This window comes from Pseudarthrobacter sp. C1, from assembly GCF_034720455.1.
In the GTDB taxonomy this organism is placed as follows: Bacteria; Actinomycetota; Actinomycetes; order Actinomycetales; family Micrococcaceae; genus Arthrobacter.
In genome coordinates this window covers 371188-384444 of the sequence record NZ_JAYESK010000003.1, presented here as the reverse complement: position 1 = coordinate 384444, position 13257 = coordinate 371188, and the positions used below count along the sequence as shown (strand labels likewise).

The following is a 13257-nucleotide window of genomic DNA, read 5'->3' as shown; positions in this document are numbered from 1 at the left end:
GTAACAGTTGTTACACTTCATGGTGTGACTTCCCTTGAACAAGCGCCCTGGCTGGTGATGCTCGTGCAGGTACCCTCGGAGCCTTCGCGGCACCGGGTGGCGGTCTGGCGTGAACTCCGGCGCTTCGGCGCGGTCCCCGTCGGGCAGGGCGCCTGGACGGCGCCCGATGTGCCCGCCTGCCGCGAAGGCGCGAAGAAGGCCAAGGAGCTGGCCGCCGCCGGAAACGGCGAAGTGCTCCTGCTCACCACCGCGCCGGCCGACGACGACGCAGCCAGGCTGCGTGGACTCTTCACCGCTGCACGCGCGGAGGAGTGGGCGGAATTCGTTGCCGACTGCGGCAAGTTCACCGACGAAATCGCGAAGGAAATCGCCAAGCGGAAGTTCACGCTGGCCGAGCTTGAGGAGGAGGAGCAGAGCCTGGACCGGCTGCGCCGCTGGTTCCGCGCCCTCCGGACCAAGGACGTCTTCGGCAGCCCGGCTTCGGCGGGTGCCGAGTGGAAGCTCGGTGACTGCGCCGCAGCCCTGGACGGTTTTGCCGCCCTCGTATACGGCGAGGTGCACTCGTGACCGCCGCCCGCACCGCTGCAGCCAAGGCCGCCAGCGTCTCCGCGCCCCTCTACGCCGCCGGGTTCGTGACGGCATTCGGCGCCCACAGCATCGCGGCGGGCCTGGGCGCGCACAGCGGGAACATCGGCCTGACGCTGCTTAACCTGGGCATCCTCCTCGCCCTGTACGACGTTTCCGAGGTCTTCCTCAAGCCGGTCTTCGGCGCCCTGAGCGACAGGATCGGCGCCAAGCCCGTCATCGTCGGCGGGCTGCTCGCCTTTGCCGCACTGTCCCTGATCGGGCTTTGGGCGGCGGACCCGCTGATGCTGGCCCTGGCGCGGCTCGGCCAGGGCGCGGCGGCATCCGCGTTCTCGCCGGCGTCGTCCGCCATGGTGGCCCGGCTGGCACGGGGCGGGAAAGCGGGCACGTACTTCGGCAGGTACGGGTCGTGGAAAAGCCTGGGCTACATCATCGGGCCGCTGCTGGGCGCGGGCCTGATCTGGGCCGGCGGCTTCGCCCTGCTTTTCGGCACCCTGTCCGTGCTCGCGGCAGCCACGGCAGTCTGGGTCCTGCTGGCCGTGCCGCACCTTGAACCCCTGCCCCGCCAGCGGTACACCGTGCTGGACCTCGCACGGCAGGTGGGCGAACGGCGCTTCCTCGTTCCCACGCTGGTCCTGGCGGCATCGACGGCGGCGCTCGGAGCCGCCGTCGGATTCCTCCCGGCGCTGGCCACGAGGCACGGCCTGGACGCCGTCGCCGGCACCGCCGCGGTCAGCCTCCTGGCGCTCGGCTCCGTCCTGACCCAGCCGCGGATCGGCCGGCTGCGGGACCGGAACCGCATCACCGACAACAAGGGCACGACGGCGGGACTCCTCCTCATCGCGGCGGGCGTCGGCGTGCTCGCGGCCGCCCCGGGCCCGGTCACCATCTTCCTTGCCGCTGCGGCAATCGGGGTCGGCGTTGGGGCGGCCACGCCGCTGGGTTTCGCGCACCTGGCGGACACCACCCCGCCCGAGCGCATGGGCCGCACCATGGGCTCCGCCGAACTCGGGCGCGAACTCGGCGACGCCGGCGGGCCGCTGCTGGTAGGGGGCGTGGCCACGCTGACCGCCCTGCCCTTCGGACTCGGCGCCCTCGCGCTGTTGATAGCAGCGGCCAGCCTCCCCCGCCTCGCCCCGGCCGGCCCGCCCCCGCCCAACTAGGTAGCGCCAAGTGTCGTTATGAACCCTGAAAACGACACTTGGCGCTACCTAGTTGGGTGACGCCGGCTCCCAGCTTTCTGTGACACCCTTAAACCGATGACTTTCCAACGGCAGGCACCCAGCAGGACACCGGCCCGACCCGCGCCGGGGTCGGGCTTCCTGTTCGTGCTTGCCACCCTGGCCTGCGTTGCCGGACTGATCGCCACCTACTACTACTTCGTGCAGACCACCACCGGCCAGTTCATCGATGAGTCGGCGCTGGTGGAGGCCGTGGGCATCCACGGCCCGGCGGGCAAGGCGAGCACACGGTTCCTGGACCTGCTGCCCACCATCTCACTGGTGATGGCCGCCGTCGTGGTTTTGTTTGTCACGGTGATCCGGAAGCACTGGACGGAGGCCGGGATCGCCGTGGCCGCGTGCGTCGGGGCGAACATCGCCACCCAGGTGCTGAAGGACCTGCTCCCGGCCCGTCCGGACAAGGGTGTGGTGACGCTGGAGCTGAACTCGCTGCCGTCCGGGCACACCACGCTGGCGGCGTCGGCTGCGGCCGCGGTCTTCCTCATGGCCTCCCCCCGGTGGCGTCCGATGGCCGGTTTCGTGGGCGGCACCTTCGCCATCGCCTCAGGGGTCTCCACGCTGATCAACCAGTGGCACCGGCCTGCTGACGTGGTGGCCGCGTTCCTGCTGGTGGGCGCGTTCATGATTCCGGCGGGGTGGCTCATCATGCGGCGCGGGTCCTGGAATGAGTGGGACGGGTTCGGCAGGCACATCGGCTCGGCACGGCTCTGGCTGACGCTGCCGGTTGCGATCGGGCTGGTGTCCGCGGCGGTGGCGGTGTACTCGCTGGCCCGCATCGCGCCCGGCCCCTGGCAGGAGGCCAGCACCACGAACTATTTCTGGGCCGGGATCGCGCTGATCGTGATCGCCGGGTACCTGGCCACCGTCGCCACCACCTCACTGTTCGCGTATGCCGCACGACGGCGGGACCCGCCAGGGCGCTGACGGTCGCCTCTGACCCCCGCTAGGTGAATGTTGACGGTTTCTTGAGGAATTTCCGCCGCCTAATTTGATACAGCCCGTGAATACTTGCTGGTGCTTGGCCGGGGATTTCGACCACATTGGTGCTCTTTGACCCCGCCCATCGGTCTCCTGGCGTCGTTTTGAAGTGGGCGCCGCCAGGTCTCCCGCGTCCCGGCGCCGTATGCCCCCCAAGGCGGCGCCGGGACTTCCGGCCGCCTACCCCGTGCCGAGTGTGGTGCAGCCCAACGGGGTCAGGGATACTGTCGGTATGAACCGGGAGGCGCGGTCATGAGGGTCCTGATCGTCGACGACGAAGTGGTGCTGGCCGAAACGGTTCGGCGCGGGCTGCGCAATGAAGGGTTCGTCGTGGACCTGGCACACGACGGCGTCAGCGGCCTGCGGGCTGCAGTGGAGAACCCCTATGACGTGATCCTGCTGGACCTGATGCTGCCCCTGAAGAACGGCTACGACGTACTCAGGGGAATCCGGGAACACCGGATCTGGACGCCGGTCCTGATGCTGACGGCAAAAGACGGTGAGTACGACCAGACCGACGCCTTCGATCTTGGCGCGGACGACTACCTGACAAAGCCCTTCAGCTTCCTGGTGCTGGTGGCCCGCATCCGGGCCCTGGCGCGCCGCGGCGCCCCCGAGCGGCCTGTGGTCCTCGCCCTCGGAAGCCTGAACCTGGATTCCGTGAGCCGCAGTGTCCGCCGCGGAGACACCCCCATCGGGCTCACCGCCAAGGAGTACGCGCTGCTGTACTACCTGATGCGCCGGCACGGCCAGGTGGTGTCCAAGTCCGAAATCCTGGAGAACGTCTGGGGTTCCGACTTCGAGGGAGGGGGCAACGTCGTCGAGGTGTACATGGGCTACCTGAGGCGGAAAATCGATACGCCTTTCGGGCTGCACACCCTGACCACCATCCGGGGAATGGGGTACATGCTCACCCCCGACCGCCCTGCCGCAGCGGTTTCCCCGGCCCTTTCAGCGGAGTGAGCGGCTGGACCAAGGCCTTCTCGGCGGACTCAACCCTGGTGGCCTGGGCGGGAAATGCCAGCTCGAACCGGCAGCCGCCGTCGGGAGCTTCCGTGCACAGGATCCGGCCGCCGTGGGCGCTGACGATCGCGGACGTGATGGCCAAACCCAGGCCGCTGCCGCCGCTTTCGCGCGACCGGCTTTCGTCAAGCCGGACAAAGCGTTCAAAGATCCGCTCTCGTTCGGCAACGGGCACGGGCGGGCCGTCGTCGTCGATGGTGAGCAGGACGCCGTCCGGCGAGTTGCGCACCTGGATGCTGATCCGGGCCCGCGCGTACCGCTCCGCGTTGTCCAGGACATTCCTGATGGCCCGGCCGAGGCTCCGGACATCACCGGTGATCCGGGCCGGTTCAAGCCTGGCCTCGATCTGGTGCCTGCTGGTGCAGCGCAGGCGGCGGACTTCGTCGTTGAGGACGTCGTCCAGGTCCACGTCCGCCGCCTCCAGGCGCAGGCCCTGGTCATCGGCCTTGGCCAGGGTCAGCAGGTCCTGGACCAGGTAGCGCATCCGGGCCGTTTCCCCGGCCACAACCTCCTTGGTCTCCTCCCACATGGCCCCGGACGGATCGGCAGCTGCGATCTCCACCGCGGCGCTGAGGGTTGCCAGCGGGCTGCGCAGTTCGTGGCTCGCATCGGAGACGAAGCGCCGCTGTTCCCGGTCCGAGGCCTCCAGCCGGTCCAGCATCATGTTCATCGTCTGCGCCAAGGCCTGGATCTCGTCGGACGTCCGGGGCACCCCCACCCGGCCGTCCAGGCTCCGGGCGTTAATGCCCGCAACCTGGTCGCGGATCTGCTCAACCTGCCGCAGCGACCGTCCCACGAGGATCCAGACCCCGAAGCCCACACCTGCCAGGAGGAGTGGCGCGGCGCCAAGGATGAACCATGCCACGGTGGCCACGGTCTCCGCCTGCACTGTTACCGTGGCGGCAACGGCTACGGTGTACACCTTCCCGTCCTCGCCAACGCCCGTGGCCGCAACGAGCAGGTCATCATCGAACAGGCTCTGCTGCACGGAGACATTCTCGAACAGCGTTTGTTTGGCTTCCGGCCGCAGCGCCGTAATGGGCCTGGTAGCCGCGGCGGGGACCGACGCCGCCAGGACAGCTCCGCTGGGGTCCAGGATCTGGATGTACTGGCCCGGGCGCGCCGCGGACCTGACATAGTTGGCCGCTTCCTCGAGGTCCTGCTCCGCGATGTGGGCCACCACATCCTCGGCCTGGAGCCGGGTGAGCCTTTCGGTGGACGCCACCAGGGCCCTCTGCAGCAGCAGCAGGAGAATCAGTCCGCCCACGAGCAGCGCGGCCGCCACAAAGGCGACCGCCGTGGCCGTTGCCCGCTTGCGCACCCCCCAGCGCCGGGTGCGCGTTTTCCCGAAGCGGGGGCGCCGCTTTTCGGCATCCATGAACCAAGGATGCGTCCCGCTGCCGCCTGTGACAAACCCTCCCGGCAACTGTTTTTGATTCCCCTGTCCAGGCTGTGCCCGTGCTGAGGCAAACTGAGCCCTGGCTGAGATTTGCCCGGCGGAATTTGTGGGCGCAGAAGCCTTGGCAGCACACTGGTTTTATCGATCAGGATCTGCTGGGGGCCACACAACAGGAGACCGTCATGGGCCGGAAAATTCTTTTGATCACAGGCGTTGCTGCCGCGGCAGCCGCCATCACCGGAGCGTCCGTTGCCACTGCCGGCACCGCCCCGGGCGACGACCAGCCGTTGACCGGAAGCGCCCTGCAGCAGGCCGGCGATGCGGCCATTGCCCGCACGGGTCCCGGCACCGTTATCAGCGCCGAGACTGACAACGACCCCAATACTTCCTATGAAGTGAACGTTCAGTTGAACAACGGCAACCGGGTGGAAGTGGAACTCGACAGCTCGTTCCGGGTGGTCTCGGAGGGCCGGGACGACGATTCAGGGCAGCCGCTGAGCGCTGCAGACCGCGACAGGGCAGGACAAGCCGCACTGGCGAACGTGGGCAAGGGCCGGATCGGGGACGTCGAAACAGAGAATGAAGGCGGCGCCGCCTACGAGGCGGAAATCATTCTTGACGACGGTTCCGAAGTTGACGTTGAACTGGGAGCAGATTTTCAGGTCCTGCGCACGGGCGCGCCTGAACGCGACTGATCCGCGGGCCAGGCAAAGCATGCAGGGCGGGGAGGCGCAAGATGAGGATACCGCCAAAAATTCACTTCCTCGCCCTGGCAATGGACAGCGGTTTCCTGGCCGCGGGATTGCTGGCCGGGCCCGAGGCCACAGGTACTGCCCTGTTCCTGGTTTCGATTGGACTCGGAGCGTATGCGAGGTTCGGGCGCCCCGCACCGGCAGTCAGGCGGAAACACCCGGCCGGCCCGGCTCGTACAGGTCAATGATCGGCAGATGCCCGTCGGTGCGGATGGCATCGCCGCCGCCGTTGCGGTGGTGGTAGCCGCTGGAGTAGTTGAGGATGACGTGCACGGACTGCACGGCCTCGGCTGCCTGCAGCGTGGCGATGATGAAGTCGCGTTCCTCGTCCGTACGGTCGGCAATTTTGTGCGTGATCTGGAACGTGAACAGGGACAGTCCCACGCTCCTGTCGTACGTGCCGGCCCCCACCCAGTCCACGGACAGGCCTCCCGGCAGCATCCAACCGGGCGGGCACCTCCAGAACCGGACATGGTGCCGTTTGCGCGGGTTCCCGTCGATCTCGCGCTGGAACGCCAGGTCCTGCCTGTTGCCGAAGACGTACAGGGAACTTACCGGGGCGGCGGGATAGCTGCGGCCCAGGACGGTGGACACCAGGGTGTGCCAGGCGGTCGCCGGGGTGATGGGATCCGCCTCCACCCAGCCGGCGGAAAGCATGGCCCGCCGCAGCTCTTCCCCCGTCCCCACTACGGCGAGATTGACGGGATCGCCCAGCACGCCGTCGCCCGTCCTTGCCCGGCCGATGAAGTAGTCAGGGATGTACAGGCTGCTCAGGATCTTGTGGACGCGCGGCAGCAGCGCATAGGCCAGGATCAGCCAGACGGGCAGGAACACCCACGCCTGCTCAGGGCCGCGGGAAAGCCTGGCGAGCAGGAAAAAGTACACCGCCCAGCCGACGGCGACGGTGACCGCCAGGTACAGCAGCCGCTGCAGCACCGCCAGGACTGTGGCCCACCTGCTCTGCCGGCGCTCCACGGCGCTGCTGGAACGGGAGTGGTCAGGCTCGGCCGGAACCGCCCGCGCGGACCCCGTGTCGGAGGACCCCGCATGCGGATCCCCGACATCCGGATTTTCCAGCCCGGGGGTCACGGCTCGTCGAGGTTCAGCTGCTCAACGATGATCCGCGCCGTCTGGGGATCACCCAAAATCCGGAAGTGCCCTGCGGTGGGCAGCTCGATGTTGGTGGCGCCGGGAAGGACGCTGCCCTCCGGAATGTGCGGATCGAACGGGCCGTAGATGGACGTGATCCGGCTGTTGATCGCCTCTTCGCGGGCCAGTTCGAGGGTCAGGGGGTGCCGGGGCGAAAAGATGCGCAGGCTCGGCAGCAGCATGTACCTGGCATAGCGCGAACCGGAGAACGGCGTGCATACCGTGACCATCCTGTCGATCCGCTGCTCAGGGTCCAGCATCAGCATGGCGTACTTTCCGATCAGGCCGCCCTTGCTGTGCGCCACGATCGCGGCGTCCCGCAGCCCCGCTTCCTCCAGGTGCTGCGCCACCATCCGGGCCGCCGCGGGGACGTCCAGCTGGTTCCGCTGCAGCACCGTGACCACGTGGACGGGATGGCCGGCGTCGTGGATGGACTGGATGAGCGGCATCATGAACTGCCAGTTTTCGTATACACCTGGGATGATCAGCACCGGCCGCCGGTGGCCCTGGTGGAAGGACCCGGGCTGGACGCGCGACAACATGCCGCGGACCTGCCATCCCGCGGCATAAAGGTAGTCCTGCAGCCACCAGACACCTTTTTGCAGCGCACTGATCCTCATGGGCGTGCCCGGTTCACTCATCTGTCGAGGATATCCCGCGCTCCCGCCGGTCAGTAGTTGCGGCGGTGCTTCAGGCGCGGAATCACGACGGCGAACACGGCCGCCGCCGCGAACCCCAGTATGCCGGTGGCTGAGATCCCCGCGCCAAGGGTGGCAAGGGCAGTCACCCCGGAGAGCAGCACGGGCCCGGCGGTGGAACCGGCGTCGGCCATGAACCGCCACAGCCCAAGGAACTGCCCGCGGCCCCGGTCCGGCGAGAAGTCGGCGCCCAGCGTCATCACCAGGCCCGAACTGATGCCGTTGCCGAACCCGATCAGCAGCGCCGCCAGCAGCAGCCCCGCAAAGGAGCCGGTCAGCGGAATCACCAGCAGGGCCGCGCCCATCAGCAGCGTGGACGGGACGGCGACGAACTGCCGGCCCTTCCGGTCCATGAGCTTGCCGGCGGGATAGAACACCAGCATGTCGATCGCGCCGGAGAGCCCGTAGATCAGTGAAGCTGAGGTGGCATCCAGGCCCAGGTTGTCCGCCCACAGCGGGATGACCACCTGCCGGGAGGAGCGGAGGGCGCTGAGCAGCAGGATCCCCACCCCCAGCGAAAGGAACACGCCTGCGTGGGACGCCGCAACGCTCCGGAGGGTGGGCTCCGGACCCTTGTGGCCGTCGTCGGGCCCTGGCGCAACGGCCAGGTCCGGGATGGTGAGGGACAGCAGCGCGGCTCCCGCCATGGCCACCACGCCCACCCAGTAGGCACCGCTGATCCCGGCGAACTGCATCACCGCCGCGCCCAGGAACGGGCCGATGAACACGCCGATGCGGTTCACCCCGCCCAGCGTGGAGAGCGCCCGGGCCCGGAATTCGACGGGCACGGCCTCGGTGAGGTACTTCTGCCGGGCCAGGCCGAACACGGCCCCGGACATCCCGACGACGGCCATCGCCACTGCGAGCAGCCACAGCCCGTTGGGGACCACGGACGTCAGCCCGGCCGCCGCGAGCGCGAGCCCGGCGGCGACGGCGGCAGCCACGATGGACCAGCGCTCACCGAATTTGAGGGTCACCAGGGAGGCGGGCAGGTTGAAGAACCAGGACCCCACGCCGATCAGCGTGACGACCAGGGCCGCGACGGCCACCGAAGCGCCGAGATCGCGGGCGGAGAGGGCCACCACGGGCAGGATGGCTCCCGTGCCGATCCCGTAGAGCAGCGTGGGCCCGAAAGCAGCCACCGCCATGCCGCGCAGGCTGAAGGGCTGGGGGTCGTCCGGGGAAGTCATCAGATTTATCCTATGACCGCGCCCGGCACGCCCTTTCCCCGGCACGCCGCCGGCCTGCGCACCGAGGGCAGGGCTCAGTGCGCAGGGACTGTCCGTGCGCACCGAACCCGGGCCTCGGTGCGCAGCGCGGTACAACGCCAGCCCGGCTATCCCCAGCGCCGGGAGACTACTGGCGGGCCCGCTCTCCGAAGCCTGCCAGCGCCCTGAACATGGCCACGATTTCCACCACCATGCCGATGATGGAGCCAACGATGCCCAGCACCAGCAGGACCCGCACCACCACGGGCCAGCCGGACCAGCTGTCCCCAAAGTCGAAGGGAAAGACCTCCAGCATCCGGAGGGTGGCCGCAAGTCCGATGCCCAGGACCGCCAGGTTCCCCAGGGCCATGACGCCCCGGTTGCGGATCACCACGAAGATGAGGTTGGCGATGATGCCCGCGGTCAGGGACGCGTTGATCATTCCGAGCACACGTTCCATGTCCGCCGTCAGGAAGGGCACCGCCTTCCAGCCCGGCCATTTGTTGATCCCCCACAGCAGCACGGCGTTAACCAGCACAGAGCCAATGTTGCCGCCGCGGGTGGTCACGGTCTTGTCCGCCATACAGACTCCCAAAGCGAGTGGACGGCCGGAATGATTGGGCGCGCCGCCTGCCAACATCGTTCCCACGGGAAACCCCGGCCGGAAGTGCCAAAAGGCCCGTAAATGTAGCAATTCGGGGGTCACAAATGCCCCGCGGAGGAGTAGCGTTCGCTTTATGGGGCGCTGTTCCGCGCCCATGCCAACGGGGAGGTCATTCGATGGGTGAAGTGTGGATCCGCACGCTCGGCAACGGGCTGGTCCGGGCAGACAGAGTCACCGAAATTTCATCCACCAGGGGGTCCTTGCACGAGGACCAGGGGTATTCACTGAAAGTCATCGTGGACGGCAAGGGCCACGTGCTGATTGACGACGCCGACCTGCAGGGCACGCTGGCGGAGCGGCTGGAGTACGCCCGGCACGTAGAGGACGCCCTGCTGCTCGCCATGGACGAGGCACGGGACAGCGACGCCGCCGTCGTCATTTCCTATGAGCCCGAGCGCGAGCGCTGGTCCGCCGCACCGGTCACGGTGTTAGCCGGAAGGCTTGCCGAACCGGTGGGCTGAGCCTGTTGCCTTTCGCCGCGGACGACGCCGGGCGGCGGCTGGGGTGCCGCCCGCTGCGGTGTGGCGGCCGCTTGCGCCTGCACGGGTTCACCGGTCCGCGCCGGCAGGCCCGTTATGCTCGTGCGCGTGAAGCAAAGCGCCCAGAGCGCAAGCACCAGCACCACCACGGCCACCCAGGGCAGGTCCGGCCACGCCAGCATGAACGGCACGGCCACGGCCACCGCCGTCACGATCAGCAGATACCACGTGACGTACCACCAGGGGTTGGCCGGCAGGTTCCGGGTGGGATCGCTGGACTGCCGGAAGGACGGCTTGCGCAGCCGCTGCAGCCGGTCGTGCAGCACTCCCCACACCGGCCCGTTCAGGAGTCCCACCAGCACGCCGGCGAACACGGCGGTTGTCACAGCTAGCACGCCCAGGTCCTGCCAGTGCGCCCAGTGGTAGGTCGGGCCGGAGCACAGCCAGGCGGACCACCAGGGATCCCCGGCGGCGCCGGGCGGGCCGCACTGGACCAGGTTCCGCGTCCAGTCCAGGGAACCGAGCCACGCCAGCGCAGCAGGAGCGCTCAAAGCTGAGGTGATGACGGCGAGAAGCCGCGTCACGCCCAGGCTCTTCACCATGACGCGGTGCGGGCGGAGCCGCCGGTCGCCGTCGAGCATCCTGAACGCCAGCCCGGCAGTGTCCGGTGGCGGCGGGTCCAGGACCAGCCTCGCCAGCGGATCCAGCACCTCAACGCGGTTCTTGGAGTAGACAATGTGGTCGTAGATCAGGGCGGACCTGTTGTACACGGGATGTTCCTCGGGGCCCGGACCGCCGTCGCCCCCGGTGTCCCGGGCGTAGATCTTGCCGAAGACCGGCAGCGGGCCGTTGGCGTGCGTGGAGATGGGCCCGGCGGGCACAAAGTCGAACTTCCCCCACACGTTGATCCACCGGGGGCGACGGGGGTTGGCCAGCCAGTCCGTCACCGGGTCCTCCCCCGTCCCGCCGCCCCACTGCGCGTAGCCCAGCAGGTCCAGCCCGCTGCCCACGCTGACAAAGTTGGTGGCGCGGGCCTGGTTCTGGAACAGGACCTGCCCGGTGATCGCCGCGCCCTGGCTGTGCGCCACCACGGTCACCTCCGTGCCCGGGCTGTGGTCCCAGCGCTGGAGCGTGTCCACCACCCGCTGCCGCATGGCCGCGGCCTGCAGTGGCTTGCGCTTCCACACCTGGGGATCGCCCAGGAAGTCCGCGAACAGGGACACGAGCCTCCCCACCCACCGGCCCGGCCCCGGAATCCACGCCAGGATGATGATCAGCAGCAGCACCACCAGCACCGCAAGCAGGATGAAGAACCCGGCGAACGCGGCCAGCGACGTGAGGACCAGCTGCCGCAGCCAGGCGCCGAGCCACCCGATGTCCTTCCGCTGGCCGGGATGGAGGTTCCACTTGATCAGCTGCACGGACCGCATGTACACGCGCAGGGCCGTGCGCAGCGCCCACGAGTAGGTTGAAGCGGCCGACGCCGGCTCGAAGTCCCTGCCCCAGGACGCCTCGGTCATGAGCACAGTCAGGTAGTCCGGTTCGTGGCCGTCCACGCCGCGGAGGACCTTGACCAGCACCTCCGGCGCGTCGCCCACCGCGTTGGCCTTGGTGATCACCAGGTGCGGATGCGCGGTGTGCGGCACCATGTCCAGGGAGAGATCGTGCAGGCTCAGCATCAGCGGCTGGGCCCACTCCTGAAGGGTGCCGCCCTTGAGGGCCCGCCCCATGCCGTGGACGAACACCACCACGTGGTCCGGCCGGGCCGGTTGCCCGGGGCGCCCGGGCCCGTTCGCGGTCTCCGCGCCCTCGGCGGCGCCATGGCCGCCACGGCTTGCGCGCTTGTCCATGGCTAAATGATCCACCCGCGCCAACTGGCGGGGAAGGGAAAGTGCGGAACCCGGATCCTGGTTCCGCACTGCGGTCCGGACGTTCCCCGGGGTGGAGGCGGGCGCTCAGCGATCGGACGGCGGCGGCCCGGATGCCGGGGTTTCCGGCGCCGGCTGGGCGTCTGCCTGGCAGCCGGTGCAGCAGGCAGCGTCTTCTTCACCAGGGCCGTTGCCGTCATTGGCGTGCAGGACAGGGCAGCAGGCCTCACCCCGCCAGGCGTCGATGCCTTCACGGACGGCGATGCCGGCGATGACCAGGGCGGCGCCGGCATCGGCCCACCACCAGCCCAATGCACTGTTCAGGACCAGGCCAACCAGCAGCACGGCCGAAAGGTAAGTGCAGAGCAGCGTCTGCTTGGAATCGGCCACGGCGGTCCTGGAGCCCAGTTCCCGCCCGGCGCGGCGCTGCGCCCAGGACAGGACAGGCATGACCGCCAGGCTCAAGGCTGCGATTGCGATTCCGGGCGCCGAGTGCCGGGCTTCTCCCCCGCCCGTGAGTGACCGGACCGCGTCCACGCTCACGAACGCGGCCAAGGCAAAGAAGGAAATGGCAATGATCCGCAGGGTCAGGTGCTCGCGCCGCTCCGGATCCTTGGCGGTGAACTGCCAGGACAGCGCCAGGGCGGATGCCACCTCTATGACCGAGTCCAGGCCGAAGCCCACCAGCGCCGAGGAGTCCGCGGTCCCGCCGGCCCAGAGTGCCACCACGGCCTCGATGACGTTATAGCTGATGGTGGCGGCCGCGAACAGCCGGATCCTCCGGCTCAACACCGCACGGCGTTCCGGGGTTGGTGTGTGGATCAGCGTCATGCCACGCACTCCCCGTCCGGGGCGCAGCAGGCCGGATCCACGGCAAGGACAACGCCGATCAGGTCCTTGATGGCGTGGCCAAGCCGGGCGTCCGCGAGTTCGTAGCGGCTCCGCCGCCCGTCCTGGACAGCAACCACCAGTCCACAGCCGCGCAGGCAGGCCAGGTGGTTGGACATGCTCTGCCGCGAGACCCCCAGGGCGTGCGCCAAATCCGAGGGATAAGCAGGCGCTTCCGAGAGGGCCAGGAGAATCCGCGCACGGGTGGCATCCGACACCGCATAACCGAACCTGGACAGCACGGGGGCCTGGGTGAGCAATTCCATGGACTCAAAGTACATCCACAGATGTATTCAGGCAAGCGTGTACTAACGGCCGGAGGTTA

Annotated in this window: 14 protein-coding genes; 6 read left to right on the top strand and 8 right to left on the bottom strand. The window is 68.6% G+C overall.

The features are described 5' to 3' along the window. Positions 1-24 precede the first annotated feature (24 nt). The 4 genes from U7114_RS06915 to U7114_RS06900 all read left to right on the top strand — a co-directional run bounded on the left by U7114_RS06915 (position 25) and on the right by U7114_RS06900 (position 3767). The gene (locus U7114_RS06915; RefSeq protein WP_323056919.1) at positions 25-567 is read left to right on the top strand and encodes a Chromate resistance protein ChrB; all 543 of its coding nucleotides are present in this window, start codon (positions 25-27) and stop codon (positions 565-567) included. Further along, a complete protein-coding gene (locus U7114_RS06910) occupies positions 564-1748 on the top strand; it encodes an MFS transporter (protein ID WP_321214181.1) in 1185 nt (394 codons plus the stop codon). Before U7114_RS06915 ends, U7114_RS06910 begins: the two co-directional genes overlap by 4 nt. 96 nt (positions 1749-1844) lie before the next feature. Then, positions 1845-2750: a phosphatase PAP2 family protein gene (locus tag U7114_RS06905; RefSeq protein WP_323056918.1), complete on the top strand. Its 906-nt coding sequence runs from the start codon at positions 1845-1847 to the stop codon at positions 2748-2750. 306 nt (positions 2751-3056) lie between these two features. Then, on the top strand, positions 3057-3767 hold the full coding sequence (locus U7114_RS06900) for a response regulator transcription factor (protein WP_323056917.1): 711 nt from the start codon (positions 3057-3059) through the stop codon (positions 3765-3767). Here the strand turns inward: U7114_RS06900 and U7114_RS06895 are convergent. After that, positions 3715-5205: a sensor histidine kinase gene (locus U7114_RS06895; protein ID WP_323056916.1), complete on the bottom strand. Its 1491-nt coding sequence runs from the start codon at positions 5203-5205 to the stop codon at positions 3715-3717. The two genes, U7114_RS06900 and U7114_RS06895, sit on opposite strands and share 53 nt — an antisense overlap. A gap of 203 nt (positions 5206-5408) precedes the next feature. Here U7114_RS06895 and U7114_RS06890 point away from each other — a divergent pair, with 203 nt between their 5' ends. Continuing rightward, complete coding sequence (locus tag U7114_RS06890) at positions 5409-5921, top strand: PepSY domain-containing protein (protein ID WP_323056915.1); 513 nt, start codon at positions 5409-5411, stop codon at positions 5919-5921. A gap of 201 nt (positions 5922-6122) precedes the next feature. Here the strand turns inward: U7114_RS06890 and U7114_RS06885 are convergent, their stop codons facing one another. The 4 genes from U7114_RS06885 to U7114_RS06870 all read right to left on the bottom strand — a co-directional run bounded on the left by U7114_RS06885 (position 6123) and on the right by U7114_RS06870 (position 9616). After that, entirely contained in the window at positions 6123-7067 is a 945-nt protein-coding gene (locus U7114_RS06885) for an LssY C-terminal domain-containing protein (protein WP_323056914.1), read from the bottom strand. After that, positions 7064-7768, bottom strand: a complete 705-nt coding sequence (locus U7114_RS06880) for an alpha/beta hydrolase (protein ID WP_323056913.1) — start codon at positions 7766-7768, stop codon at positions 7064-7066. Before U7114_RS06880 ends, U7114_RS06885 begins: the two co-directional genes overlap by 4 nt. Positions 7769-7797: 29 nt before the next feature. After that, complete coding sequence (locus U7114_RS06875; RefSeq protein WP_323056912.1) at positions 7798-9015, bottom strand: MFS transporter; 1218 nt, start codon at positions 9013-9015, stop codon at positions 7798-7800. A gap of 166 nt (positions 9016-9181) precedes the next feature. Continuing rightward, positions 9182-9616, bottom strand: a complete 435-nt coding sequence (locus U7114_RS06870) for a hypothetical protein (protein ID WP_323056911.1) — start codon at positions 9614-9616, stop codon at positions 9182-9184. Between the two features lie 197 nt (positions 9617-9813). Here U7114_RS06870 and U7114_RS06865 point away from each other — a divergent pair, with 197 nt between their 5' ends. Beyond that, on the top strand, positions 9814-10158 hold the full coding sequence (locus U7114_RS06865) for a hypothetical protein (protein WP_104998767.1): 345 nt from the start codon (positions 9814-9816) through the stop codon (positions 10156-10158). On the opposite strand, the gene U7114_RS06860 is transcribed toward U7114_RS06865, so the two are convergent. The 3 genes from U7114_RS06860 to U7114_RS06850 form a co-directional block, all read right to left on the bottom strand. Beyond that, entirely contained in the window at positions 10080-12026 is a 1947-nt protein-coding gene (locus tag U7114_RS06860) for a hypothetical protein (protein ID WP_323056910.1), read from the bottom strand. The two genes, U7114_RS06865 and U7114_RS06860, sit on opposite strands and share 79 nt — an antisense overlap. Before the next feature lie 105 nt (positions 12027-12131). Continuing rightward, entirely contained in the window at positions 12132-12875 is a 744-nt protein-coding gene (locus U7114_RS06855) for a cation diffusion facilitator family transporter (RefSeq protein ID WP_323056909.1), read from the bottom strand. Next, the gene (locus U7114_RS06850) at positions 12872-13198 is read right to left on the bottom strand and encodes a winged helix-turn-helix domain-containing protein (RefSeq protein ID WP_323056908.1); all 327 of its coding nucleotides are present in this window, start codon (positions 13196-13198) and stop codon (positions 12872-12874) included. The genes U7114_RS06855 and U7114_RS06850 overlap by 4 nt, the downstream gene beginning before the upstream one ends. Between the last annotated feature and the right edge of the window lie 59 nt (positions 13199-13257).

Excerpts from the sequence above, each read along its gene's own strand:
- U7114_RS06905 (WP_323056918.1), top strand. The coding sequence starts at position 1,845 with ATGACTTTCCAACGGCAGGCACCCAGCAGGACACCGGCCCGACCCGCG.
- U7114_RS06900 (WP_323056917.1), top strand. The coding sequence starts at position 3,057 with ATGAGGGTCCTGATCGTCGACGACGAAGTGGTGCTGGCCGAAACGGTT.
- U7114_RS06895 (WP_323056916.1), bottom strand. The coding sequence starts at position 5,205 with ATGGATGCCGAAAAGCGGCGCCCCCGCTTCGGGAAAACGCGCACCCGG.
- U7114_RS06890 (WP_323056915.1), top strand. The coding sequence starts at position 5,409 with ATGGGCCGGAAAATTCTTTTGATCACAGGCGTTGCTGCCGCGGCAGCC.
- U7114_RS06880 (WP_323056913.1), bottom strand. The coding sequence starts at position 7,768 with ATGAGTGAACCGGGCACGCCCATGAGGATCAGTGCGCTGCAAAAAGGT.
- U7114_RS06875 (WP_323056912.1), bottom strand. The coding sequence starts at position 9,015 with ATGACTTCCCCGGACGACCCCCAGCCCTTCAGCCTGCGCGGCATGGCG.
- U7114_RS06870 (WP_323056911.1), bottom strand. The coding sequence starts at position 9,616 with ATGGCGGACAAGACCGTGACCACCCGCGGCGGCAACATTGGCTCTGTG.
- U7114_RS06865 (WP_104998767.1), top strand. The coding sequence starts at position 9,814 with ATGGGTGAAGTGTGGATCCGCACGCTCGGCAACGGGCTGGTCCGGGCA.
- U7114_RS06860 (WP_323056910.1), bottom strand. The coding sequence starts at position 12,026 with ATGGACAAGCGCGCAAGCCGTGGCGGCCATGGCGCCGCCGAGGGCGCG.
- U7114_RS06855 (WP_323056909.1), bottom strand. The coding sequence starts at position 12,875 with ATGACGCTGATCCACACACCAACCCCGGAACGCCGTGCGGTGTTGAGC.
- U7114_RS06850 (WP_323056908.1), bottom strand. The coding sequence starts at position 13,198 with ATGGAATTGCTCACCCAGGCCCCCGTGCTGTCCAGGTTCGGTTATGCG.